Source organism: Gordonia sp. NPDC003585, from assembly GCF_040610755.1.
Classification (GTDB): Bacteria; Actinomycetota; Actinomycetes; order Mycobacteriales; family Mycobacteriaceae; genus Gordonia.
The window spans coordinates 1-25139 of the sequence record NZ_JBEXMX010000079.1 but is presented as its reverse complement, the minus strand read 5'-3'; the positions used below and the strand labels follow the sequence as shown (position 1 = coordinate 25139).

The window sequence follows — 25139 nt, the reverse complement described above, 5'->3', positions numbered from 1 at the left end:
CCCGGCGAGGTCCATCGCCACCCGAGCGTCGGCGCGCGCTGCGTGCACATGGGCGGCCATCGACCGCCAGGCCACCGGATCGTCGTGAGCGCAGTTGATGCGGGCGAGATCCATTCCTGCTGCGGCACACTCGACGGTGAGCGCGGTGTCGAGAGCGGCGTCCGACGGCATGGTGACCATGATTCTCGTCGGCCGACCGACCGGCGACGGACCGAGCAGGGCGACCGCGTTCTCGGCGAGTGGTCCAGGGCCGGGCTCAGGGGCATCGGCAGTTGCGTCGTCGGCGGGTTCGGACCTGCCGAGTACGTCGTCGAGGATGCGGATGACCGCATCCAGATTGCGCATCACCCCCGACTCCATGCGCCCCAGGGACGACAGCCCTTCTGCGCTCAGTTCGAGTTGCAGGTCACGAAGGTCATGGGCGCGCAACGCGCAGTAGTGGATGATGTTGGCGGCACTCGCGCGATGCGACGGATGTACGCCCGCGATGGCGTCGGACGCGGCGCCTTCGGCAGTCAGCGCGTCGTGCCGTAGGGCGGCCAGGCGGTCCCGCAATCGTGCGAGGTCGCGGTGCCTCGACCCGTTCACCGATGTCGCGGTCGATGTCATGTCGCGAGGGTACTGACCACCGATGACGTCGACCATTCGACGCGGGTGAACACTTGGTGACACAGACCGGGTCCCGGCGCAGGACACGCCGGGACCCGGGTACCGCACTGTGCGAGGTTACGACTACGGCGTGTTCCACCAGGTGACCACTGACCGGAAGCCGGCCCCGTGGTTGCAGGTGGTGTAGCCGATGTAGGCGCCGATAGCGCCACCGATGACCCAGCCCACGATGAAGAACAACCCGATGAGGGCGCCACCGATGATGTACGGCGCCGCACACGGCCAATCCTTGTTGAGCTGGTAGGTCATCTTCTGGAAAGCCTGGTCCCTGGTCATCCGCTTGCCCGGCTTCTTCTTGGCAACCGGTGTGGCGACAGGCCCGTGGAACGTAGCGGTCTTGCCGTCCTGCGACACAATGGCGCGCACGTGGACGGTCTTGCCGTTGGACACCGGCATCAGCGGGACGGTCTCAGTCACGTTGCCGCGCCCGTCGACGACCTTGATCTCGGTATTTGCCTGATTCGGAACGAATTTCCCATCGCGCAGCTTGACAGTGATGGTGTCACCGCTCGGCGAGATGGTCGCGTTCGCGTTGTGTGTCGGCACCTTTCCGGCCGGCGTCGCACCCGCGGTTCCGGTCGGAACCACCAGGATTGCCGCCAGCGCCAAGGCAAGGAACCCCAAGACCCAAGTCAGCTTCTTCATAAGCCAATCTCTCCCTTTGACATCCCGCAGACCATCCGCGGAGATGCATTCGTATCACGAACTGATGACAGGCTGAGCGTCGGCTGAGCGCGCCCTGTGGAAAACCGTTCGATCGTACTAATCCGATCAGAGGACCAACCGGTTCCTTTGTACGCCTTAACATTTAGCCTTCTGAACGGACATACCGCAGGTCAGTCCGTGGATTGCGGCAGCTTCACCTTGGACGATCCGCGCTTGGCCGGATTCGACGGCGGCGGCACCATCGGGCCGATATCGCCATCAGGGGCATCGTCGAGGTCGACGATCACCGGTGCGTGATCGCTCGGCTTGGTTCCTTTGCGCGCCTTACGATCCACCCATGCGGCCACGGTCCGGTCCGCCGCCTGCGAACCGGCAAGAATCAGGTCGATCCGCATACCGAGATCCTTGTGGAACATTCCGGCACGATAGTCCCAGTAGCTGAAGACTCGTGAATCCGGCCATCTTTCACGCACCACATCGTGCAGGCCGAGCACCTCGAACCGTGCGAGCGCCGCTCGCTCGGGTTCGGTCACGTGCGTATGGCCCACATACGCGTCGGGGTCGAAGACATCGGCGTCGGTCGGGGCGATGTTCATGTCCCCGCACAGCATCGTCGACGACGGGTCGTCGATCGACCGCGACAGCGCCGCGAGCCAGTCCAGTTTGTAGGTGTAGTGGTCGGAGTCGGGCACCCGGCCATTGGGGACGTAGAGCGAGTAGACGCGGAGGCCGCCGCACACTGCGGAGACCGCCCTGGCCTCGAGCGTGTCCGGGTCCGGGTAACCGGGCATCGCGTCGAAACCGTTCTGCACGTCGTCGAGCCCCACCCGCGACAGCAGTGCCACCCCATTCCACTGACCCTGGCCGTGGTGGGCGATGGCGTAACCACGGTCGGCGAGGTCGGTGCCGAGCACCTCGTGAAACGCATCGTCGGACAGCTTGGTCTCCTGCAGGCATACGACGTCGGGTTGTCGTTCGTCGAGCCAGGGCAGCAACCGCGGGATCCGCTGCTTCACCGAATTCACATTCCAGGTCGCCACACGCATGCCACCGAGCGTAATCGGGTCGCCTGAGCGAACTTGCTGCGGTCGACGACCGATCGCAATGTACTGACACCATGCGCAAGTACGCCGTCATCCTCTTCGCCCTCGCTTTGGCCACGACCGGGTTCGCGGTCACTTCCGGACCTGCGGCGGCCGCGCCCACCTGGAACGGCCAGTGGACACTGACTCGCTATGCCGCGTCGAAGACCGGCACCAGCCTCGCGGCTCGACAACGTGAACCGGATTTCTCCAACGTCTACACCTTCGCCACCCAGTGCAGTGGCGGCCGATGCGTCGCGACGGTGGTCGGTGGCCCGCAAGCGCAGAATCCGACCATCCCCCGCCCACCCCGGTACACCTGGGACGGGGTCAGCTGGGTCGAACGCTTCGACTGGCAGTGGGATTGCTACATGGGTGCCGGCAAACCCAAGGTGTGGGCGCCCGCGCACTCCGTCGCCTGGTACACCCCGCGACGTGACGGGACCAAGACCGGCTCATGGCGGACCGTCATCGACAGCGGGCCGTGCAAGGGGACAGTTGTCATGGCGGTGAAGGCGACGGCCAAGTAGACCGCGACATGGCCGCACCCACGCCTGCAGCGCCCCTGTCCGTCGATCGCTCGCAGACCTGGTGGGCCCGTGTCCTTCGGCTGGGCTTCGCGGCACTGGGACTGACGGCGCTCATCTTGTTGCCGATCGAGAGCTGGGACAGCCCGGGATTCACCCTCGCCGACTACTTCAGCTACTTCACCATCCTGAGCAACGTCGCCGCGGTCATCGTTCTGCTGGTCGGCGCCATCGCCGCGCCCGCCGGTGCCGGATGGCAATGGTTGCGTGGTGCGGTCACGACGGCGATGGTGATCACCGGCATCGTCTACGCACTTCTGCTCGCCAACGTCGACGTGAACCTGAACATCGAATGGATCAACGGTGTACTGCACCGGACGATGCCGATCGTCCTGCTCGTGGACTGGATCGTCTTCCGCCCACGTTTCCTGCCCGACCGCAGTTGGCTCACCTGGCTGGCCCTTCCCCTCGTCTACGGCGTGTACACCCTGATCCGCGGACCGTTCGTCGACTGGTACCCGTACCCGTTCATCGATCCTCGCGGCCAGGGCTATCTGTCGATGACGCTGTCGCTCATCGTGGTGTTCGCCGGGATGGCGCTGATGGCGTTCGGCGTCTACTGGCTGGGCGCGCGATCACCGACTCCCGCGCCACCGCACGGAAATCGCGGGTGAAATCGACGGTACGCATCTGATGGATGTACTGGCTCGCGAACCCCGGGTACATGGTGGCGTTGAACCCGCTGTCGGTCAGATACCAACTGCGACAACCAGAGTTCCAGGTTGTTCGGGCCAGCCTGCGCTGTATCGACTCGTTGTAGCGATCCTGGGCGGGCCGGTGCACGTCGAGAAGTGCGAGATCGTTGTCTCGAATTGTCGTGATCGCCGTGACGATCGCATCGATCTGGGCCTCCATGTACACCAGTGCAGAGTTGTGGCCAGGACCGGAGTTCGGCCCGAAGGTGAAGTACATGTTCGGGTAGCCGGCCACTGCGAAACTGCGGTACGCATACGCACCTTGGGACCATTCCTCACCCAGATCGCGGCCGTCTCGGCCACGGATCGGGATCGGCGTACCCTGCTTGGACACCTCGAATCCCGTTGCGAAGACCAGGCAGTCGAATCTGCGCTCGATACCTTCGACCGTGCGCACGCCCTTGTCGCAGATGCGAGCGATCGGCCAGGTGACCAACGTGCAGTTGTCGGCTTGGAGCGCCGGATAATAGTCACTACTCATGAGCAGACGCTTACATCCCGCTCGAAAATCCGGAGTCAGTTGCCTCCTCATCCACGGATCACGCACCTGTGCAAGCAGATTGGCCTTGGACACCCCTTCGATCACACGGGTGAACGGCGAGTTCCAGACGGCGCCCACGGCAACCGACTCGTGCCCCCAGAACCAGAGAGAGCGCGCAGCGCTCTGTGTGCCGGGCACGTTCCGGTACACGCCCCGCGCGAGCGAGGAGATCCGACGGTTGAGTCGTGGCAGGACCCAGCCCGGCGTCCGCTGGAACACCGTGACCTGTGCGCCCCCGCGGACCAGTTCGGGGATGATCTGGACCGCCGATGCCCCGGTACCGATCACGCCGACCTTCTTTCCGGCGAAGTCGTAGTCGTGATCCCATGCCGCCGAATGCATCTTGTGGCCGCCGAACCGATCGATACCCTCGATCTGCGGGTAGCCCGGTGTGGACAGCGGACCCGAGGCGACCACCACAGCGCGGGTCTCGAGGGAGGGTCGGTCGGCCAGGTCGACGCGCCAGGTTCCCGACGACTCGTCGAGTTCCATGCCGACGACCAGGTGCGAGTACCGAATGTGGCGCGCGAGATCGTAATCGGCGACCATCCGATCGATGTAGGCCAGGATCTCGCGGCTACCCGAATAGGAGTGCGACCAATCAGGATTGGGCGCAAATGAGTACGAGTACAGCCGCGACGGGATGTCGCAGGCGGCACCCGGATAAGTGTTGTCGCGCCACGTCCCGCCGGGCCGCACATCCCGTTCGAGGATGACGAAGTCACGATCACCCTGCTGGATCAGGCGGATGGCGGTACCGATGCCGGCGAAACCTGCGCCGACGATCACCGTGGCCGCGTCGACGGTGAGATCGACCGAATCGTCGACTTCTGATTCAACCGCCGCGTCGTCCACCGCGCTCATGCGACCGGCTCGTAGGTCAGTTCCTTCGACCACGTCGGCTGCGGGCGGAGCAGGAATCGAGGATAGTGGTCGGTGATGCGCACCATGGCGTCGGCGAAGTAGTGATATGGGTTGTCGCGGTTGATAACCCATCCTGCGTGATACTTCAGCACCTGATAGGTGATCAGTCGGGTTCCGTTGCCACGTTCGCCGTTCTTCTTGAATCGCTTCATCGCATCGTAGAGACGTTCTTCACGCAGACCCATGGCGACGATGTTGTCGCGCATCTTGTTCAGCAGTGGCACATACATGAGTGCGCCGATGATGACCGCCGGCGACGCGACGGTCCCGACGGCCTCGATGATCAGCTTTCGCAACCTCGCATTGCCGATCATGTCGAGAGCGTGGAAATCGACTGCGAGATGTCGGGATTCGTCGGAGTTGATCTTGCGGAACACCTCATGGCACACCGGATCCTTCACTTCCTCGAGAAGAAACTTCAGGAGTGCACCGTCGAGGGCCACTTCGAGCATCGGGATCACCGTGCCCAACACCGACAGCGACATGCGGTCGGCAAAGGCATCGAGCCACTCGATGGCAAGACGGATGTTGATATTGGGTTCGGGCACCTCATCGTCGGTGAGCATGCCCCATCGACGCATGAGGGCGAGTTCCGCGTTCGCGTGCTTCTGTTCCTCCGCATGGAAGTACCGGTAGATCTCGGCGAGTGTGTCGTCGGGGGCCTTCTTCGCCAGCGCAGCGAATCCGCGCGCACCGACGTTCTCGATCCAGACGAGATCGGCCATGAACGCCTTGAGTTTGGGCTTCTGTTCCTCCGAGATCAGCTCGGCCCCGGGTGCGTCCCAGTCGATGTCAGCCAACGCCCACTGTCGGTCCTTGATGGTGTGCAGCATGTCCTCGAGCACGATGGGCATGTCAGATTCCTCTCATGTCGTATTCCGGTACAAAGCTTTCGTCGGCGACCGGTTGCGCCGGTGGCTCCACCGTCGGCAATGCGCGGCCCAAGAGGCCCGCGCCCACTACGTAGGTCCGCGGCAGCAAACGCTTTGCCAGCCAGATGATCCTGGCGTCGAGTTGTGGCAGCACATAAAGGCGGCCACGGTCGTTGGCGTCGAGGGTTTGCCGGGCCACCTGATCGGCCGATCGGCCGGTGATCCGCATCAGGGTCTGGGCCAGTTTCATCGCGTCGGCGGTGATCCTGCCGTCAGCTGCCACGTTGGTGCGCACGAACGTCGGACACAGCACCGTCACTGCGACATCGCTACCGGCCAGCTCCGCGGCCATGGTCTCCGAAAGCGCCAGTACGCCTGCCTTTGCCACGTTGTAGGCACCCATCCCGGGTGCGGCGGAGAAGGCAGCAGCGGACGCAACGTTGATGAGACCACCGGTGCCGGACTCCTGGAGTTGCGGCAGAAAGAGCTCTGAGCCGTAGATCATGCCGCGAAGGTTGATGCCCAACGCCCATTCCCAGTCATCGATTCCGATGGAGCCCACCGCTCGTCCGCCGATGCCGACGCCGGCGTTGTTGATCATCAAGCTTGTCGGACCCGAGAAGTACTCGCGGGCCCGATCAGCGAGCGCACGCATGTCGTCGACTTGAGAGACGTCGCAGAAGTACGCCGACGCTCGCCCACGATCGGCGCGTTCGATGATCTCCACGGTCGCATGTGCGCGATCCTGGTCGATGTCGGCACAGAGGACTTGTCCACCACGACGGGCGATTTCGACGGCGAATGCCCGTCCGATCCCACTCCCGGCACCGGTGACCACTGCCCGTGCCCTGCGAGTTCGTCGGCTGCTCATCCTGCTGCTTCCGCGGTGAGCGCCTCGAGCGGTCCTCTCGTCGCACTCGGCCTCTTACCGGACGGCACCATTTCTGCCGTCCGAATGAACTCGGCTGCCGCGGCCAGCGCGTCGCCGGCCTCGGGTATCAGCGTGGGCAGAGCTTGGAAGACGTGTATCTGACCTGGCCACACCTGCAGGTCACACGTCGCTCCGGCATCCTGAAGCAGGGCCTGGGCCGATTCGGCGTCGGCACAGAGCATCTCGGAACCACCTACCTGAATGAGCGTTGGCGGCAACCGATCCAGGTCATGTGATCCGTCCCCCTTCGTCGCAGCCTGATCGAAGGCAATCTTGATGCGCGGCAGGTCATCCGGCTGCCCCTTGGTGTAGTGCCCGACGAGACGTCGCGCGGCACGCGCTGAGATCAGCGGGTCGGGTCGTCCGGTGCGCTCACGCCGCCGCGCCAGTTTCAGGGACAGATCGAGCAGTGGCGACATGAGGAACACCGCCCGCGGCTGCGGACGCCCGCGGCGGGCGTTCTCGGCCAGCAGGTCGAGGATCAGGTGACCACCCGCGGAATCACCTGTCACGGTGATGTTCTCGGGGCGGTAGCCGATGTCCTGAAGCCAGCCGTACGCCGCCTCGACGTCGTCGGCAGCGGCCGGGAACGGATGCTCGGGTGCGAGCCGATAGTCCACGGTGAAGGCCGGCATCCCGGTGAGATGGGTCAACCTGGCGACCAACCCGCGATGCGTTCGTGCGGAGCAGATGGCGTATCCACTGCCATGGACGTAGAGAATGATGCGGCGAGAGTCCTCTGATCCGGGAGGGAAGACCCACTCGCCCCGAAAACTCCCCGTGTTGAGCCGGTCCACGCGGACGCGGTGCGGCGGTGGGCAACCAACGAGCATGGCCGCGGCGACCAGAGCGCGCGAGATGCTCACCTGTACAGCGCCGGCCGGCAGAATCTCGGCGAACGGGCGCAATGTGTGGCGGGCGACCTCGGCCACCGCCTTGGACCTGAGTGTGTTCTGAGCCACCGCCTGAGTGTCATCCAAAAACGTGCCAGTTGTCAATGGCGCATTTCGCCGTGGGTGATTTCGGAAGTACGCTTATCGGCACACCAGGCACAGGTCGGGAGCACCCAAGGAATGGCACGAACGACGCCGCAACGACTGAAACAGCTGGCCGCGATCATCGATCAGCTGTCAGGGGCGCCTGCGTATGTCGGCAAACAGTCCCGAGAACTCGAATCCTCCGTGACCAAGCTGGTCACCAATGCGACCCGGCAGACATTGGGACACTCGCGGTCGGAGAGGTACCGCATCGACGACCTCGCGCGCATCACCGGCGTCACCACCCGCAACATCCGTGCCTACCGCGAGCGCGGACTCCTCCCCGCCCCACACCGCGTGGGACGGGTGACGCTCTATTCGGATGCCCACGTCACCCGGCTTTCACTGATCAGCTCGATGCTCTCGCGGGGCTACCAGATCGCCCACATCGACGAGTTGCTCAGCGCCCACCAGAGTGGCCGCCAGATCTCCGACATCCTCGGACTCGAGGCCGAGTTCTCCGAGCCGGTGGCCCAGAATCCCCACACCACCCTGTCCGATCTCGCAACTGACGGCGTAGATGGCGACGCGGCCCGTCGGCTGGCCCGGCTCGGACTCATCACCATCGGGCGCGGGGACGCCACGGTGAACGAGCCCGCCGTCGTCGAGGCCATCCTCGCCCTGGCCACCGAGGCACGTCCCGTGTCCGCCGTGCTCGACACCGTCGAGAAGGTCGCACCGGCCTTCGACGCGTTGAGCACCGCACTGACCGACGCCGCCGACGCACTCGCCCAATCTGGCCCTGATCCCGACAGCACACATCCCGACAGCACACATCCCGACAGGGCACATCCCGACAGCGCACATCCCGACAGCGACGAACGTGTCGCCGACGTGACCCTCTCACTCGTCCGACTGCGTGCACTGGCAGATGCCGCCACTCGGTCTGCGCTCAATCGAGTCACCAACGAGCTTCTGACACAACTGCTCTCGCAGCCACCCGACGAGCATGAGCACACCGACAGCTCTCCTGCGCCGACCTGACCCCTTTCAGTGACGCCATTGATCCTGACCCCGCCCTTCCCCCCGCACCGAATCTATGCCAGGGTGTGTGACCATCGACACATCCATCCGCCCCGGCCGCGGTCCACAGCGCGCGATGATCGCGCACTCGTGGCGTCGGTCGGAGCTGTCCGGGGTCCGGCCCGACGCCGCACCGCCCACGACCACCGTCGACATCGCTTCCGCCGATCCCCTGCTCGACGCCGCGCGGCCAGTCCTCGACGCCGCCGCGCCCCAGCTCGCCGACACCAACATGTCGCTGCTGCTCGTCGACCACGAATGCCGCATGGTCACGCGCGTCGCGTTCGGGAGCACCGTCGAGCGCGCCCTCGACGACCTCGGCGCATCACCGGGCATCCCATTCGGCGAGGAATCGGTCGGGACCACCGCACTCGGCACGCCGGCGGAGGTGCGCGGGCAGGTCACCGTGAACGGCGCCGAGCACTACCTCGATCAGTTCAAACACCTCAGCTGCTTCGGGCAGCCGATCGTCCACCCGGCGACGCGCCGCCTCGCGGGCATCCTGTGCATGACAGAGATCGCCGACCGCATCAACCCGCTGTCGGTCCCGTTCGTCACCGGCATCGTGTCCGACATCGCCGACCGCCTCCTCGACCGCTCCCGCGCCCACCAACGCTGCATCCTCGACGCCTTCCAGCGGGCCGCACCCCGACGCGACATCGCGGTCGCCGCCCTTGGTGACGACCTCCAACTGACCAACGCCCTCGCCGCAGAACTGTTGTCGCCCACCGATATCGGCACGCTGCAAACCCTCGCCGCCGATCCCACTCTGGGCATCACCAACCTGCGGATGACCCTGGCGTCGGGCGTCGAGACCGACGTCGTGGTCGAGCCGATCGCAGGCGCCGAGGGCGCCGCGCTGTTCCGGTTCCGGACGATCTCGCCGGCGGATCGACCGGCGCTCACGTTCGCCGGCACGCAACCTCAATCCAGCGGAGCAAGCATCGCCGTGGTCGGTGAGCCGGGAACCGGCCGGAGCACGCGTGCCCTCTCAGTTGCCGACGAATATGGTTCCACCCCAATCATTCTCGACGTCGCCGACGCGCTGATCGGTGGCGAGAAGCCAGACGTGATCGGCATGCTCGCCGCGAGCCGTCGCGACAACCGACCGCTCATCGTCGACGGTGTCGACCTTCTCGACGACAAGACCGTGTCACTCCTGACCAGAGCAGCCGCGACCGCCGATGCCCATCATCCGCTGATCCTGGTGAGCGGCCCCGGCGCCGGGGCAGCGGTGTCGGCTCTGTTGAGCCGCTGCACTTCTCGCGTCGACCTTGCGCCGCTACGCCAACGCACCGCCGAACTCGCCGCGATCGCCACGTCGATCCTGTCCTCCATCGACGCCGACCTCCGGCTCTCGACGCCGGCCACCGACGCCCTGCTCTCGCAGGAATGGCCGGGAAATCTCAGCGAACTGTGGTCGGTTCTCGAGCACGCCGCGCAGGATTGCCGGAACCGCAACACACGCGTCGTCGACGTCGCGGCGCTGCCCGAGCGCTACCGGACGACCAGTCGGGCGGCACATCTCTCGGGCCGCGAACAGGCCGAACGCCAGGCCATCATCGACGCGCTCGACCGCGCCGGACGCAACAAAGTGCACGCCGCCCGGGAACTCGGTATCAGCCGGACGACGCTGTACGCACGCATGCGTGCGCTGGGAATCTGACGCAACACTCAGCCCGAATCCGAGGCCAAATCCCGCTGCCTGAGGTGCGGCGAGCGCTAGCGAGGAGCCTCGAAGGCCTGGTTACCGTTGCTTCGTGGTTACCCAATTAGCTTGTCTCACCAGCCCTTCGAGGCTCTCGGCTAGCGCCTCGAGCACCTCAGGGAGCGGAGGTCGGCTGGCGCGCGCTGTTGGACGCACGCCCTCACTGAGCTTCCACGGGTCCAGGCTCAGCCAGCGGAAACGGACACATACAGCGGAAGCGGGACGCGGCGACACTAGCTCAGACAACCGAATAGCCAAGTCGCCCGGCAGCTCCGGCGATGCGGCCGGCGAGATCGGGGTGCGACAGAGGCAAGGAAAGCCGCGGCCGCTCGGGCATTGCGGTGGTGGCGGGCGCAAACAGGGCCAGGCACGGCGCGCCCGCAAACCGGCTGTTGTATCGCAGACCGTCGATGTGCGGGACTGCCTCTGCGATGTTATGGGCCCAGCGCTGGGTGATGTCATGGGCGCCAGTCGATATGGCGTATGTGCCACCCACACGTGTCACCCATGCACCCGTGCTGTCGGCCGCCAAATCCAGCACTCTCAGTGGCCTGGTGAAGCTGAGCCCGGTCAGGTACGGACGTCCCAGTTGGCGGTCGATGGTTCGGTCGAACTGGAAGGATTCCGCCAAAGCCGCGTCCGGCGAAATGGCGCCGTACCACACGCTTTTCCCGCTCGAGTCCTCGCCGACCGGTGGAGCATGCGGATCGAAACGCAACAGCGGACCATAGGTGCGCATCGCGTTCCATGCCAGAACGTGATCACCGATGGTCTTGTGCACTCGCCACCACACCTGTTCGATCGGGATCACTCGTAACTCGTCGTCACGGCATCCCAAGGCGCGCAGAGCATCCGGCGATGGCGGCTCGGGCAGCATCGAGTCTGCCGTCATGAAGCCGCCCAGTCACCCGCTTCGACGAGACGCAGCACAGGATCGACAGGACCACCGCGCAGCAACCAATTTCGGACAGACTGGAATTGCCCGTCGACAGCGAGGTCAGCCTGCGGCGTCGCCAAGAACCCCGCAACCGACAACGGGCGAAGCTCCTGCGCCAACAGGAATGGCAATACGCGTTCGAGTCCACCGACCTGCGTGAGCCCGGCTCCTTCGCGACCGTCATCGAACTGTGCAGCCGGATAGACCCACCGCCGACCGTCCAGGATCGCCCACAGAGTGTGATCGACGCGGCGCTGTCGTACCCGAGAATCGGAGACACCCAATCCCTGAGCCACCTCGCGCGACGAAAACGCCGTGCTGAGCAGACGCCCCATCTGCGCGATGGCGTCGGCTGCGGCCTCCGCATACGCCTCGGCATTCTCGGTGAAACCGTGGTCGTCGAGCAGCGCAGCTTCGTTCTCAGTCAATCGCGCCGCCCCCGGCCGTTGCGGCGGGAGCGTCTTGAGCGCAGCAACGAGATCGGCGCGACCCAGATCAAACCGATCTCGCAGAAGCCGTTCGAGTTCGTCGACGGACATGCGATTCCCTCCGTCCACCAGAACTAACGTTTCCTAACGATAGCACCAGTCGTTAATCGACGTCCCTGTTCACCCAGCTGTTCAGTTTCTGGACAGCGCGCGACGCCCGATCGATGGCAGAAATAAGTCAGATCGCATGTGTAAGCCAGGTCACATCCGACCGGCCGATCTCGACCAGGAGGTTCCTTTGACTGCCGTCGCCACCGAGTTGCTCCCGAAGGTCCGTGACTTCATCGCCACCGACCGCCCCCTGCTGATCGGGGGTGACTGGGTGCCGGCCGCGTCGGGCGCGACCTTCGAGACCATCGATCCCGCGACCGCTCGGCCGATCACCTCGGTGGCCCACGGTGGCGCCGAAGACATCGACCGCGCCGTCCGCGCAGCCCGACGCGCCTTCGAAGAGGGACCGTGGGCGACGATGAAACCCAATGAGCGCGAACGACTCCTGTGGCGCGTCGGCGACCTGCTGACCGAACGCGCCGCCGAGTTCGGTCAGCTCGAGGCCCTCGACAACGGCAAGGCCGCCACCATCGCCACCGCCGTCGACGTGTCGTGGTCGGCCGACATCTTCCGCTACAACGCGGGCCTGGCCACCAAGATCACCGGTTCGACGGTCGACGTCTCGATGCCGTTCGTGCCGGGCGGCGAATTCCACGCCTACACGCTGCGCGAGCCGGTTGGCGTGTGCGGGCTCATCGTTCCGTGGAACTTCCCCCTGCTCATGGCCTCGTTCAAGCTGGCGCCCGCACTCGCCGCCGGCAACACCGTCATCCTCAAGCCCGCCGAGCAGACCCCGCTGACCGCGCTGCTGCTGGGCGAGATCTTCGAGGAAGCCGGCTTCCCGCCCGGCGTGGTCAACATCGTGACCGGCTTCGGCGACGCCGGCGCCGCGCTCGCTGCCCACGACGACGTCGACAAGATCGCGTTCACCGGCTCGACCGAGGTCGGCAAGAAGATCGTCGAGGCGGCCAAGGGCAATCTGAAGAAGGTCTCCCTCGAACTCGGCGGCAAGAGCCCCAACATCGTCTTCGCCGACGCGGATTTCGAGAAGGCCGTCGCCGGATCGGTTGCGGCGTGGATGTTCAATCACGGCCAGTGCTGCGTCGCGGGCACCCGGCTCTTCGTCGAACGTCCCATCTTCGACGACTTCACCGCCGCTGTGGCAGAAGCCGCGTCGCAGGCCAAGATCGGACCGGGTCTGCACCCCGAAACCGAGCTCGGACCGCTGGTCAGTCAGGAACAGTTCGACCGCGTCAGCGGATACCTTTCGGCCGGACTCGCCGACGGCGCACGCGCCCTCACCGGCGGCAAGCGTTGGGGCGATGAGGGATTCTTCATCGAGCCGACGGTGTTCGTCGACGTCGAACCGCACTTCTCGGTGGTGCGCGAAGAGATCTTCGGGCCGGTCGTCGCCGCGCTGCCCTTCGACGCCGACACCGGTGTCGCCGCGGCCGCCAACGACTCCATCTACGGACTCGCCGCGGGCATCTGGACGCAGGATCTGTCCAAGGCGCACAAGACCGCTCGCCAGATCAAGGCCGGATCGGTGTGGGTCAACCAGTACAACGGCTTCGACACCGCCATGCCGTTCGGCGGCTACAAGCAGTCCGGCTGGGGACGCGAACTCGGGTCGTCGGCGATCGACCTCTACACCCAGCAAAAAGCCGTCAACATCTCCCTCTGACCCGTTCTGCAAAGGAGCACAACACATGTCACTCACCACCAAGGCTGCCGTACTCACCGGACCGGGCAAGCCGTTCGAACTCGTCGAGCTCGACCTCGACGAGCCCCGCGAGGGCGAGGTACTGATCAAGTACACCGCGGCCGGACTCTGCCACTCCGATCTGCACCTCACCGACGGCGACCTCCCACCCCGCTACCCCATCGTCGGCGGCCATGAGGGCTCCGGGATCATCGAGGCCGTCGGCCCGGGCGTCACCAAGGTGAAGCCCGGCGACCACGTGGTTTGCAGCTTCATCCCCAACTGCGGCACGTGCCGCTACTGTTCGACGGGCCGCCAGAACCTCTGCGACATGGGCGCCACCATCCTCGAAGGCTCCATGCCCGACGGGACCTTCCGGTTCCATTCCGGCAGCGACGATTTCGGCGCGATGTGCATGCTCGGCACCTTCGCCGAGCGCGCCACCATCAGTCAGCACTCGGTGGTCAAGGTCGACGATTGGCTGCCGCTGGACAAGGCCGTGCTCGTCGGTTGCGGCGTCCCGTCGGGCTGGGGCACCTCCGTGTACGCCGGCGGTGTGCAGGCCGGCGACACCGTGGTCATCTACGGCATCGGCGGTCTCGGCATCAACGCGGTGCAGGGTGCCGTGTCGGCCGGCGCGAAGTACGTCGTCGTGGTCGATCCGGTTGCGCTCAAGCGTGATACGGCACTGAAGTTCGGCGCGACCCACGCCTACGCCAACGCCGCGGAAGCCGCCGAGAAGGTCAACGAACTCACCTGGGGACAGGGCGCCGACCAAGCACTCATCCTGGTGGGCACCGTCGACGAGGAGGTCGTGCAGAACGCGACCGCCGTCGTCGGCAAGGGCGGCGTGGTGGTCATCACCGGCCTCGCCGATCCGACCAAGCTGACCGTGCACGTCTCCGGCACCGACCTCACCCTCAATCAGAAGACCATCAAGGGGTCGCTGTTCGGTTCGGCCAACCCGCAATACGACATCGTCCGGCTCCTGCGACTCTACGACGCAGGCCAACTCAAGCTCGACGAGCTGATCACCCAGACCTACACCCTCGACCAGGTCAACGAGGGCTACCAGGATCTGCGCGACGGCAAGAACATTCGCGGTGTGATCATCCACGACAGCTGAGCTGTCGCCATGACCCCGGCCCCGGACGCGGAACCCCCGCCGCGTCCGGGGCCGGTTCCATGGTGGCGCACCTCATCTGCTGGTCGAGTAGCGACGAGCCCGACCCACCCGCTGGTTGAGTAGCGACGAGCGAGCCTGCGAGCCCGCCCCACCCGCTGGTTGAGTAGCGACGAGCGAGCCTGCGAGCCCGACGCGTATCGAAACCTCGCAAGAAGCTCATGTCCGCAACCAAAGTGGTTGCGGACATGGATATCTCACCGGGTTTCGATACGGCCTCGGCTAGCGCCTCGACCTACTCAACCACCAGAAACAGCCAGCACACACTCGGCCCTCGCGTTCAATCTTCCAGGAACCAGTCACACTGACCGCAGGCCCAACGCCATCATCGCCGACCACGTGTCGACAACCTGTGCTCGTCGCGCGGAATCATCCGACAAGGTGTCCGCGAGGCCCAGCCCGCGCGCCAAGTCCAGGGTGGCCTGAACCAGTCGACGCGCATTCGCATCGTCGGGTGCCGCGCCCAGAGCGCTCATCACCATGCGGTGCGCGGCCCGTGCGAACCTCGCCTCCATCGGGAGGATCAGTTCGCGCAATGTCGCGTCCGACGCCGCGGCGGCCCACACCTGTAGCGACGCCTTGAATTCGGTGCCGGTGTAGATGGCGACCGCACGGTCGACGGCCATCCGTGCACGCTCGTCGAGGTCGTCGGGCACGATGTCGACGAGGGTTGTCGCGGCCTGGGCCATGTCGTCGAAGATCTGTTCCAGGACGGCGGTGATCAACGATTCCCGGGTCGGGAAGTGGTGCTGCGCAGCGCCTCTGGAGACCCCGGCGCGTTCGGCCACCGCGGCGACCGTCGCCGCGGCCCACCCCTCGGACGCGAGCACGTCGATGGTCGAGGCCAGCAGACGCTCACGCGTCAGACGCGAGCGTTCCTGCTGCGGGGTTCGTTGCGACGCGGCGGTCACGATGAGCTGAGATCCCAACTCGGCCGCGTCTTGGAGAGGAACGCCGTCATCCCTTCCCGCGCCTCAGGTGAGGCGAACAACTCCGCCGACTCGCCCGCGCGCTGACGCGCATATCGGGTGAAGTCGGCGAGGTGACCGGCTGTCGTCAACGCCTTCGACGCTGCAAGCCCCTGCGGCGACGCCTTTCGCACACCGGTCAGGACCGCTGCCACCAGGTCGTCCAAACCCGCTGCGCTGTCGGTAGTCTCGGTCAGCAGTCCGACGGCGACGGCGGTGGCCGGATCGAAGGTCTCGCCGGTCAGGAAGTACCGTCCGCTCGCCCGCGCGGTGAGCTTGGGCAGCAACGTCAACGAGATCACCGATGGCGCCAAACCAAGTCGAGATTCGGTCAGCGCAAACGTGCAATCTGGCCCTCCGAACGCCATGTCACTTGCCCCCAGCAGGCCCAGCCCACCCGCCCGCACATGACCATTGACCTTGGCGATGACCGGTTTCGGCAGCTCCATGATGGTCCGCATGAGGTCGAGCATCGCGCTCGTACCGATCGACGACGCTTCCTCGACCGACACCCCCTTGGTCAACGCCTCACTCAGATCTGCGCCGGCGCAGAAGGTTCCACCGGTGTGGGTCAGCACCACCGAACGCACCGACGTATCCGATTCCGCTCCGTGCAGCCCGGCGAGTAGTTGAGCCACCAAGGTTTCGCCCAGCGCATTACGGTTCTTCGGCGAATCCAACGTGAGGGTCAGGACACCGTTGTCGACGGCGCTGTGCACCAGTTCAGTCACGGCACCCTCTCAGTACGACTTGGGCAAACCAAGGCTGGTCTGCGCCACGAAGTTCAGCACCATCTCACGACTGACCGGCGCGATCCGGGCGATCCGCGCCAGACTCAGCATCGGCGCCAAGCCGTACTCGCTCGTCAAGCCATTGCCACCCATGGAGTGCACAGCCTGGTCGACGATCTTCACACACGCTTCTGCCGCAGCGTATTTCGCCATGTTGGCGGGTTCCGCCGCACCCCAGTCGTCTCCGGCGTCGTACATGGTCGCGGCCTTCTGCATCATCAGCTTGGCCATCTCGATCTGCACCTTGCCTTCGGCGAGGGGATGAGCAATCGCCTGATGCGCGCCGATCGGGGTCTTCCACACCGTGCGGTTGTTCACATAGTCGACGGCCTTGTCGAGGGCGAATCGCCCCATCCCCACGGCCGAGGCCGCTGCCATGATCCGCTCGGGATTCAGGCCCGCGAACAGCTGGCTCAGCGCGGCGTCCTCGGACCCGACGAGGGCGTCGCCAGGAAGCCGGACGTCGTCGAGGAACAGTTGGAACTGCTTCTCCGGATTCTGCAGCTCCATGTCGATCATCGTGTAGTGGAAGCCCGGCGTGTCGGTGGGAAGGATGAACAACGCGGGCTTGAGTTTTCCGGTCTTGGCGTCCTCGGTGCGGGCGACGATCAGAACCGCCTGTGCTTGGTCGACACCGGAGATGAACACCTTCTGCCCGTTGAGAATCCAGTCGTCGCCGTCGCGGCGGGCAGTGGTGGTGATCTGGTGGGAGTTCGACCCCGCGTCGGGCTCGGTGATACCGAATGCCATGGTGATGGTGCCGTCGGCGAGTCCCGGAATCCACTGCTGCTTCTGCTCATCGGTGCCGAAGCGAGCGATGATGTTGCCACAGATGGCCGGTGAGACGACCAGCATCAGCAGCCCGGTGCCTGCGGCCGCGATCTCCTCCATGACGATGGCAAGCTCGTACATGCCCGCACCACCCCCGCCGTATTCCTCGGGGAGGTTGACTCCGATGAAGCCGAGTTTGCCTGCCTCGATCCACATCTCGTCGGTCTTGCGTCCCTCGCGGGCACACTCCCGGAAGTACTCCTGCCCGTACTTGGCGGCGAACGCGGCCACCGACGCCCGCAGATCGGCGCGTTCCGGACTCTCGACGAACGGATTGTCCACAGATGTCATGAGACGGTTTCCTCCTCAGGATCGGAAATGACGGCAAGGACATCGCCCAGTGCCAGTTGCTGTCCGGCGCTGACCTGCACCGTGGTCACCACACCGTCGGCCGGCGCCGACACCGTGTGTTCCATCTTCATTGCCTCCAGCCAGATCAGCGGCTGACCGGCGCTCACTCGGTCACCCTCGGCCACCGCCACACGGATCACCGAACCCGGCATCGGAGCGAGGAGCGAACCCGGCCGCTGCAGTGCCGCGGGATCGACGAAGCGCGGTCGACGCCGCAGTGTCACCGACGACGACGGTCCGTCGACGTACACGGTCTCGTCGTAACGGGCAACGGCAAGAGTCCGCTGCACACCGGACCTCGTCAGAGTCACCTCGGCGACACCGACTGCGACGACCTCCAGATCCGGATCGTCGGGAAGCTCGACACCGTTGCGCGAGAATCGATATCGAACGTCGACCTCGTCTACGCCGACGGTGAACCCCTTCATCGAGAACCCCGACGGCAGATTGCGCCAACCACTCGGCAGTCCAGGTTGCACCGTGGCCTCCGAACGGTTGCGCACAGCGTCGGACAGCGCCGCGGCGACCACCGCTTCCCGAACGTCGGTCGTGTCGGCCAGGGACCCCGAGAGCACCTCTAGACCGATCGACTCGATGAAACCGGTGTCGGTATCGCCCGCACGAAAACGCTCGTGGCGCAACGTGTTCACCAACATGTCACGATTCGTCACCGGCCCGTGGATACGCGCGCGGGACAACGCCGACGCGAGCAGCGCCGCGCTCTGCTCGCGAGTCGGCGCCCACGAGATCACCTTCGCCAGCATCGGGTCGTAGTACGTCGAGATCTCCGATCCGTCGGCGATCGACGAGTCGACGCGAATGCCCGGTCCATCGAGATTGCCGAATTCCGCTGCGGCAGGAAGCTCGAATGCGTGCACGGTACCCGATTGGGGCTGCCAGTCGGCGGCCGGATCCTCGGCGTAGAGCCGCACCTCGATCGCGTGTCCCGACGCCTCGGGCGGGGTCGGGTCGAGGTGTTCTCCCATCGCGACGCGCAACTGCCACGCAACCAGGTCGGTTCCGATGGTCAGCTCGGTGACCGGATGTTCCACCTGCAGACGAGTGTTGGTCTCCAGGAAGTAGAACCGCCCGGCGTCATCCGCCAGGAACTCGACCGTGCCCGCACCGGTGTACCCGATCGCCGACGCTGCGGCGCGGGCTGCGCCGAACAGCCGGTCACGAAGATCCCCGCCGACCCGCTCGACCAGCGGCGCGGGCGCCTCTTCGACGACCTTCTGATGACGACGCTGGATCGAGCATTCCCGTTCCCCGACCGCCCACACCGCACCGTGCTGATCGGCCATGATCTGCACCTCGATGTGGTGGCCATTGCGCACATATGGCTCGCAGAAGACGGTCGGGTCACCGAATGCGGACTCGGCCTCGCGTGCCGCACCGGCAACCTGCTCGGCCAACTCGTCGAGCGTTTCGACGATGCGCATACCGCGGCCGCCGCCACCCGCCGACGCCTTGATCAGTAGTGGCAGATCGTCGGCCGTGACGGCAGCGGGATCGATGTTGCCGAGTACCGGCACTCCCGCGTCGGCCATCAGCTTCTTGGCGTTGACCTTGGAACCCATCGCCTCGATCGCCTGCGGTGGCGGGCCGATCCAGGTCAGGCCGGCGTCGAGCACAGCCTGCGCGAATTCCGCGTTCTCGGAGAGGAATCCGTAGCCGGGGTGGATGGCATCAGCTCCCGCCGCCTGAGCTGCCGCGATGACCTTCTCACCGCGCAGATAGGTTTCGGCCGAGGTGGCGCCCGGCAGCCGGACTGCGGTGTCGGCGGCACGCACGTGCGGTGAATCGGCATCGGGGTCGGAGAAGACGGCGACGGTCGACATGCCCATGGTGCGGCAGGTCGCGAAGACCCGGCGCGCGATCTCGCCGCGGTTGGCGACCAGAACTCTGGTGATCATCGCTCGCCCCTCACATCCGGAAGACGCCGAAGTTCGACGTCCCCTCGGTCACTTGACTGTCGATGGCCGAAAGGCACAGTCCCAGGATGGTTCTGGTGTCACGCGGGTCGATCACACCGTCGTCGTAGAGCATTCCGGACAGGAACGCGGGTACCGACTCGGCCTCGATCTGCGCTTCGATCATCTGCCGCATCGCCGCATCCGCCGACTCGTCGACCGTGCCGCCTCGTGCCTCGGTTGCCGCACGGGACACGATCGAGATGACGCCCGCCAGCTGCGCCGCGCCCATGACCGCCGATTTCGCACTCGGCCAGGCGAACAGGAAGCGAGGATCGTACGCCCGGCCACACATTCCGTAGTGGCCGGCTCCGTAGCTGGCCCCCATCAGCACCGAGATGTGCGGGACCGTCGAATTCGACACCGCGTTGATCATCATCGAACCGTGTTTGATGATGCCACCCTGCTCGTACTCCTTGCCCACCATGTAGCCGGTGGTGTTGTGCAGGAACAGAAGTGGCGTGTCACTGCGATTGGCCAGCTGGATGAACTGGGCGGCCTTCTGCGATTCCTGACTGAACAGCACGCCCTGTGCGTTGGCGAGGATCCCGACCGGGTAGCCGTGAATCCGCGCCCACCCCGTGCAGAGCGAACTCCCGTACTCGGCTTTGAACTCGTCGAAGTCGCTGTCGTCGACGATCCGCGCGATGACGTCGCGCGGGTTGAACGGCACCTTGAGGTCGGCAGGCACGATGCCCAGCAGTTCCTCGGCGTCGTAGCGGGGTTCGATCACCTCGGCGACCGGACCCGTGCCACGCTTACGCCAATTGAGCCGGGCGACAACCCTTCTGCCGATCCGAATCGCGTCCTGCTCGTCCGCCGCAAAGTAATCGGCGAGACCCGATTGCCGAGCGTGCATCTGAGCACCACCGAGCGATTCGTCGTCGCTGTCCTCGCCGGTGGCCATCTTCACCAGCGGTGGACCGCCGAGGAACACCTTGGACTGGTTCTCGATCATCACCACGTGATCGCTCATGCCGGGCACGTACGCTCCACCCGCCGTGGAGTTGCCGAAGACCAGTGCGACGGTGGGGATGCCGGCCGCGGAGAGTCTGGTGAGGTCGCGGAACATCCGGCCGCCCGGGATGAAGACCTCCTTCTGCGTCGGCAGATCGGCACCGCCGGATTCCACCAGCGACACCACCGGCAGCCGGTTCTGGAGTGCGATGTCGTTGCAGCGAAGGATCTTCCGCAGCGTCCATGGATTCGACGTACCGCCCTTGACGGTGGGGTCGTTGGCGACGATGACACATTCGACGCCTTCGACGACGCCGATCCCGGTCACCACCGACGCCCCGACCTGGAAGTCGGAGCCGTAGGCGGCGAGCGGACACAGTTCCAGGAACGCCGAATCCTCGTCGACGAGCAACTCGATCCGTTCGCGTGCGGTCATCTTGCCGCGCTTGCGGTGTCGGGCGACGTACTTTTCACCACCGCCGGCGAGCGCCTTGTCGAACTCGGTCTGCAGGTCGGCGAGCTTGTCGCGCATGGTCTGTGCGGCCGCGCCATACTCGGGGGACGCCGGGTCGAGCGTGGACTTGAGCGCCGTCATCGTTGGTAACCCAATCGCTTGGCGGCCAGGCCGGACAGGATCTCGGTGGTGCCGCCACCGATCCCGATGATCCGCATGTCCCGGTATTGGCGTTCGACCTCGGTGCCGGTCATGTAGCCCAGCCCGCCGAACAGCTGAACGGCCTTGTCGGCCACCCACTCACCGGTCTCGACGGCGGTGTTCTTCGCGAAGCACACCTCGGCGATCAGGTCGTCGCCGGAGGTCACCTTGCGTTCGACAACCGCTCGTGTGTACGTGCGTGCGATGTCGATGCGGCGGGCCATCTCGGTGAGCGTGTCCTGCACGGACTGTCGTGCGATGAGCGGTTTACCGAAGGTCTCCCGGTCGCGTGCCCAGGCGAGCGTGAGGTCGAGACAGCGCTGCGCACTGGCGTAGGCCTGCACGGCCAGGCCCGATCGTTCCGTCACGAAAGCCGTGGCTATTTGGGCGAACCCTGAATTCTCCGGTCCGACGAGATTACTCACCGGCACGCGGGCATCGACAAAGGCCAGTTCGGCGGTGTCCGAACTACGCCATCCCATCTTGTCCAGTTTTCGGGTCACAGTGAAACCCGGTGTGTCCTTCTCGATCACGAGCAGTGACACGCCGCCGGCTCCCGGCCCTCCGGTACGCACCGCGGTCACGACGAAGTCGGCACGCACCGCCGAGGTGATGTAAGTCTTGGCGCCGTTGACGACGTAGTGGTCACCGTCGCGCACCGCCGAGGTCCGCAGATGTCCGACGTCGCTGCCGCCGCCCGGTTCGGTGATCGCGAGGCTGCCGATTTTCTCGCCGGCCAGCGTGGGCCGGACCCAGCGGTCGATCTGATCGGGATCGCCCGCACCGATCAGGTGCGGCAGCGCGATCCCGTGGGTGAACAGCGACGCGAACACACCGCCTGCGGCCCCCGCATAGTGGAACTCCTCACCCAGGATGCTGGCGTCGACGAGATCGCCGCCGGAGCCGCCGACCTCCTCGGGCACACCCAGCCCGAACAGACCCAGCTTGGCGGCCTCACGATGCAGGTCACGCGGCAGCAGCCCGTCCCGCTCCCAGTTGTCCTGGTGTGGCAGTACATGTCGTTCGACGAATCCCCTCACGGTGGACCGCAACTCGCGTCGTTCGGGGGTGTCCCAGATCGGACTGGTGATCGGCACCGTCACTCCTGCTCGGTTGTCTCGGGATCGGTTGTTTCTGTGAAGCTCAGCGGAATCGGCACCGGCCGCGATCGCAGCCACTCCCCCATGCCCTTGGCCTGCGGGTCGAACCGCACGTTCTCGGCGACGCCCCGGCCGAGCACTTCCTCGATCACGAAGTTGACGGCCAGCAGGTTCGGCAGCCGGTAGCGATGCACCGTCAGGTCGGCGACCTCCGGCAGCAACCGCTTGAGCAACGTCACGTCGAGGGTCTCGTCGAGCCAGTCGAAGTGATCGGGATCGCGCACCCACACACCGATGTTGGCACTGCCACCCTTGTCGCCGCTGCGGGCGCCGGCGATGCTGCCGAGGGGAAGCATCGCGGCCGGTCCCCAATCGGTCGCCGACAGACCGGGTTCGTCGGGTGTGTCGGCAGGAACCTTGGTGCGCAGCGGACTTGGATCAACGAGCTGCACCACGCCGTCGTGCCGGGCCACCCGATGTTCGACGGACGCGGCGTCGACGTAGCCGGGCTCGAAAACACCGTAGGGCGTGCCGTTTCCGGGCGGGCCGGTCATCGTGAAGCCCGGATAGCTGGCCAAGGCCAATTCCACGGCCGTGCCGCTGAACGCCCGCCCGACCTGCTTTGCATCCGGATCGCGCGCCACACAACGCAACAGCGCGGATGCCTGCTCTTCGGTTTCGGCGTCGGCGTGATCGAGGCGGGACAGTTCCCAGCTGATCTCGGCGGGCGAGGTCGGCAGTGCCGCGAGGAACTGCTCCTTGAACAGCTCGGCCTTGGCCTCGATGTCGAGACCGGTGAGGATCATCGTCATCTCGTTGCGCACGCCGGCAAGATGATTCAGCGACACCTTGACGGTGTCGGGTGGTGGATCACCACGGACTCCGGTGATGGAAACGCGGTCCTCGCCTTGCTGTTCGAGGTGAACAGTGTCGAGGCGCGTCGTCACGTCCGGCCCAAGGTAGCGCGGACCTCCGACCTCGTACAGGAGCTGGGCGGTGACCGTGCCGACGGTCACCGCACCACCGGTTCCCTCGTGTTTGGTGATCACCGACGATCCGTCCGCGGCGATCTCGGCGATCGGAAAGCCGAGGCGCCCCATCTTCCCGGAATCCATGAGTTCGGTGAAGAACGCATAGTTTCCGCCGGTGGCCTGCGCCCCGCATTCGATGACGTGGCCGGCGACGACGGCGCCTGCGAGTGCGTCGAGATCGTCTGGCTCCCAACCGAAGGCGCTGACCGCCGGTCCGACGGTGAGCGATGCGTCGGTCACTCGTCCGGTCACGACGACGTCGGCGCCGGCGTCGAGCGCGTCGGCGATCCCGAACCCGCCCAGATAGGCGTTGGCCGTCAACGGGTTCCCGAGCCCGAGTTCGGGGGCTCGCTTCACCAGGTCGTCGCCCGCGACGAAGGCAACCTCTGCATCGACGCCGACCTTGTCGGCAAGCTCGCGCAACGCGACCGCCAGTCCGTGCGGATTGAGGCCGCCCGCGTTGGCGACGATGCGCACCCCGTTGTCCATCGCGAGCCCGAGGCAGTCTTCCATTTGCCGCAGAAAGGTTTTCGCGTAGCCGAGGGACGGGTCCTTGAGCTTGTCCCGCCCCAGGATCAGCATGGTCAGTTCGGCGAGGTAATCGCCGGTGAGGTAGTCGAGTTCGCCGCCCTCGAGCATTTCCCGCATCGCCGAGAAGCGGTCGCCGTAGAAGCCGGATGCGTTGCCGATGCGGATCACCGATGGCCTCTGCCCGTTCGTCATGCATGTCCCTTCGAGTTGGCGGCGCGCCGTCCGGTCCCGGGCGGACCGGCGAAACACTGTGCGATCGAAGCCCATTCGATTGCGTCGTCACCGGTGATCGTGAGGTCGAGGTCGGCGAGCGCCCGACGCTGGGTCACGAGCCGACAGAAGTCTTCGGCCGGCCCGCGCACGACGTCGGTCGCGTCGTCGGGCCCCCACGTCCACACGTCGCCGGAGGGCGCGACGATCTCGTAGCGGAAAGGCGCCGTCGGTGGCGTCCGACCGTTCACCATGTAGGCGTAGTCGCGGGTACGAACACCGATGTGCACGACCCCCTTGATCCGATCGGTCGCCGGCATCGTCACACCGAGGGCGTCGGCGACGTCGAGGCCGTGCGCCCAGGTCTCCATGAGTCGTGCCGTCGCCATCGACGCCGCCGACATCGGGGGCCCGAACCACGGGATCTTCACACCGTCGGGCACCGCGACCAGAAGATCTGCGAGCTTGGTGCGCACCGCGCGCCAACCGTCGAGGATCTCGGCTGGGGATGCAGCGGCACCCGCATCGGCGGCGTCGTCGACAAACCCCGCAGGATTCTGCGCCGCCGCCGCGAGGGCCTCGTTGAAGGCGTCAGGATCGGACGCCGCCAGCGCAGCCGCCTCGTCGGTCCAGGCGAGGTGCGCG

The 25139-nt window shown here is 65.7% G+C and carries 22 protein-coding genes and 2 pseudogenes; 6 read left to right on the top strand and 18 right to left on the bottom strand.

All coding sequences use genetic code 11. The features are described from left to right. The 3 genes and pseudogenes from ABZW74_RS19320 to ABZW74_RS19310 form a co-directional block, all read right to left on the bottom strand. Positions 1 to 609, bottom strand: a pseudogene (locus ABZW74_RS19320) (pyruvate kinase); the annotation flags it as partial. A 123-nt stretch (positions 610 to 732) separates the two neighbouring features. Continuing rightward, a complete protein-coding gene (locus ABZW74_RS19315; RefSeq protein ID WP_355278524.1) occupies positions 733 to 1314 on the bottom strand; it encodes a hypothetical protein in 582 nt (193 codons plus the stop codon). A gap of 191 nt (positions 1315 to 1505) precedes the next feature. Further along, positions 1506 to 2381: an exodeoxyribonuclease III gene (locus ABZW74_RS19310; protein ID WP_355278522.1), complete on the bottom strand. Its 876-nt coding sequence runs from the start codon at positions 2379 to 2381 to the stop codon at positions 1506 to 1508. Between the two features lie 71 nt (positions 2382 to 2452). On the opposite strand from ABZW74_RS19310, the gene ABZW74_RS19305 reads away from it, so the two are divergent. Both ABZW74_RS19305 and ABZW74_RS19300 read left to right on the top strand, forming a co-directional pair. Beyond that, positions 2453 to 2947, top strand: a complete 495-nt coding sequence (locus tag ABZW74_RS19305) for a hypothetical protein (RefSeq protein ID WP_240862522.1) — start codon at positions 2453 to 2455, stop codon at positions 2945 to 2947. 8 nt (positions 2948 to 2955) lie between these two features. Next, positions 2956 to 3618 carry a Pr6Pr family membrane protein gene (locus ABZW74_RS19300; protein WP_355278519.1) on the top strand — a complete coding sequence of 221 codons (663 nt, stop codon included), beginning with the start codon at positions 2956 to 2958 and terminating at the stop codon, positions 3616 to 3618. Here the strand turns inward: ABZW74_RS19300 and ABZW74_RS19295 are convergent. Genes ABZW74_RS19295 through ABZW74_RS19280 form a run of 4 tightly spaced genes read right to left on the bottom strand, consistent with a single transcriptional unit; the run spans position 3518 to position 7929 of the window. Beyond that, complete coding sequence (locus ABZW74_RS19295) at positions 3518 to 5104, bottom strand: NAD(P)/FAD-dependent oxidoreductase (protein ID WP_355278516.1); 1587 nt, start codon at positions 5102 to 5104, stop codon at positions 3518 to 3520. The two genes, ABZW74_RS19300 and ABZW74_RS19295, sit on opposite strands and share 101 nt — an antisense overlap. After that, the gene (locus tag ABZW74_RS19290; RefSeq protein WP_240862528.1) at positions 5101 to 6018 is read right to left on the bottom strand and encodes a ferritin-like domain-containing protein; all 918 of its coding nucleotides are present in this window, start codon (positions 6016 to 6018) and stop codon (positions 5101 to 5103) included. The genes ABZW74_RS19295 and ABZW74_RS19290 overlap by 4 nt, the downstream gene beginning before the upstream one ends. 1 nt (position 6019) lies before the next feature. After that, complete coding sequence (locus tag ABZW74_RS19285; RefSeq protein WP_355278514.1) at positions 6020 to 6907, bottom strand: SDR family NAD(P)-dependent oxidoreductase; 888 nt, start codon at positions 6905 to 6907, stop codon at positions 6020 to 6022. Continuing rightward, positions 6904 to 7929 (bottom strand): alpha/beta hydrolase, encoded by a 1026-nt coding sequence (locus tag ABZW74_RS19280; RefSeq protein ID WP_355278511.1) that lies wholly within the window; start codon positions 7927 to 7929, stop codon positions 6904 to 6906. Before ABZW74_RS19280 ends, ABZW74_RS19285 begins: the two co-directional genes overlap by 4 nt. A 111-nt stretch (positions 7930 to 8040) precedes the next feature. Between ABZW74_RS19280 and ABZW74_RS19275 the strand changes: the two are divergent. Continuing rightward, a pseudogene (locus tag ABZW74_RS19275) lies at positions 8041 to 8400 on the top strand (MerR family transcriptional regulator); the annotation flags it as partial. On the opposite strand, the gene ABZW74_RS19270 reads toward ABZW74_RS19275, so the two are convergent. Beyond that, positions 8376 to 8885 (bottom strand): pentapeptide repeat-containing protein, encoded by a 510-nt coding sequence (locus ABZW74_RS19270; RefSeq protein ID WP_355278532.1) that lies wholly within the window; start codon positions 8883 to 8885, stop codon positions 8376 to 8378. The pseudogene ABZW74_RS19275 and the gene ABZW74_RS19270 overlap by 25 nt on opposite strands. A 218-nt stretch (positions 8886 to 9103) precedes the next feature. On the opposite strand from ABZW74_RS19270, the gene ABZW74_RS19265 reads away from it, so the two are divergent. Further along, positions 9104 to 10693 (top strand): helix-turn-helix domain-containing protein, encoded by a 1590-nt coding sequence (locus tag ABZW74_RS19265; protein ID WP_355278529.1) that lies wholly within the window; start codon positions 9104 to 9106, stop codon positions 10691 to 10693. Between the two features lie 280 nt (positions 10694 to 10973). On the opposite strand, the gene ABZW74_RS19260 is transcribed toward ABZW74_RS19265, so the two are convergent. Together ABZW74_RS19260 and ABZW74_RS19255 are read right to left on the bottom strand one after the other, a co-directional pair. Continuing rightward, positions 10974 to 11639, bottom strand: coding sequence for an RES family NAD+ phosphorylase (locus ABZW74_RS19260; protein ID WP_355278527.1), 666 nt, complete (start codon positions 11637 to 11639; stop codon positions 10974 to 10976). Continuing rightward, positions 11624 to 12211 (bottom strand): DNA-binding protein, encoded by a 588-nt coding sequence (locus ABZW74_RS19255; RefSeq protein ID WP_355278508.1) that lies wholly within the window; start codon positions 12209 to 12211, stop codon positions 11624 to 11626. The genes ABZW74_RS19260 and ABZW74_RS19255 overlap by 16 nt, the downstream gene beginning before the upstream one ends. A gap of 187 nt (positions 12212 to 12398) precedes the next feature. Between ABZW74_RS19255 and ABZW74_RS19250 the strand changes: the two genes are divergently transcribed. Continuing rightward, positions 12399 to 13895: an aldehyde dehydrogenase family protein gene (locus ABZW74_RS19250; RefSeq protein ID WP_355278505.1), complete on the top strand. Its 1497-nt coding sequence runs from the start codon at positions 12399 to 12401 to the stop codon at positions 13893 to 13895. A gap of 25 nt (positions 13896 to 13920) precedes the next feature. Beyond that, positions 13921 to 15039, top strand: a complete 1119-nt coding sequence (locus ABZW74_RS19245; RefSeq protein WP_240860787.1) for an NDMA-dependent alcohol dehydrogenase — start codon at positions 13921 to 13923, stop codon at positions 15037 to 15039. A 356-nt stretch (positions 15040 to 15395) separates the two neighbouring features. On the opposite strand, the gene ABZW74_RS19240 is transcribed toward ABZW74_RS19245, so the two are convergent. The 8 genes from ABZW74_RS19240 to ABZW74_RS19205 all read right to left on the bottom strand — a co-directional run. Next, positions 15396 to 16010: a TetR/AcrR family transcriptional regulator gene (locus ABZW74_RS19240; RefSeq protein WP_240860807.1), complete on the bottom strand. Its 615-nt coding sequence runs from the start codon at positions 16008 to 16010 to the stop codon at positions 15396 to 15398. Next, positions 16004 to 16795, bottom strand: coding sequence for an enoyl-CoA hydratase family protein (locus ABZW74_RS19235; protein WP_355278503.1), 792 nt, complete (start codon positions 16793 to 16795; stop codon positions 16004 to 16006). The genes ABZW74_RS19240 and ABZW74_RS19235 overlap by 7 nt, the downstream gene beginning before the upstream one ends. A gap of 9 nt (positions 16796 to 16804) precedes the next feature. After that, the gene (locus tag ABZW74_RS19230) at positions 16805 to 17977 is read right to left on the bottom strand and encodes an acyl-CoA dehydrogenase family protein (protein ID WP_240860783.1); all 1173 of its coding nucleotides are present in this window, start codon (positions 17975 to 17977) and stop codon (positions 16805 to 16807) included. Beyond that, entirely contained in the window at positions 17974 to 19953 is a 1980-nt protein-coding gene (locus tag ABZW74_RS19225; protein ID WP_355278500.1) for a biotin carboxylase N-terminal domain-containing protein, read from the bottom strand. The genes ABZW74_RS19230 and ABZW74_RS19225 overlap by 4 nt, the downstream gene beginning before the upstream one ends. Before the next feature lie 10 nt (positions 19954 to 19963). Next, positions 19964 to 21562: an acyl-CoA carboxylase subunit beta gene (locus ABZW74_RS19220; RefSeq protein WP_355278497.1), complete on the bottom strand. Its 1599-nt coding sequence runs from the start codon at positions 21560 to 21562 to the stop codon at positions 19964 to 19966. Continuing rightward, positions 21559 to 22719 (bottom strand): acyl-CoA dehydrogenase family protein, encoded by a 1161-nt coding sequence (locus ABZW74_RS19215; protein ID WP_355278495.1) that lies wholly within the window; start codon positions 22717 to 22719, stop codon positions 21559 to 21561. The genes ABZW74_RS19220 and ABZW74_RS19215 overlap by 4 nt, the downstream gene beginning before the upstream one ends. Positions 22720 to 22721: 2 nt before the next feature. Further along, positions 22722 to 24476: an acyclic terpene utilization AtuA family protein gene (locus tag ABZW74_RS19210; RefSeq protein ID WP_355278492.1), complete on the bottom strand. Its 1755-nt coding sequence runs from the start codon at positions 24474 to 24476 to the stop codon at positions 22722 to 22724. After that, a partial coding sequence (locus ABZW74_RS19205) for a TIGR03084 family metal-binding protein (RefSeq protein WP_355278489.1) occupies positions 24473 to 25139 on the bottom strand: 667 nt, incomplete at its 5' end. The genes ABZW74_RS19205 and ABZW74_RS19210, both read right to left, overlap by 4 nt.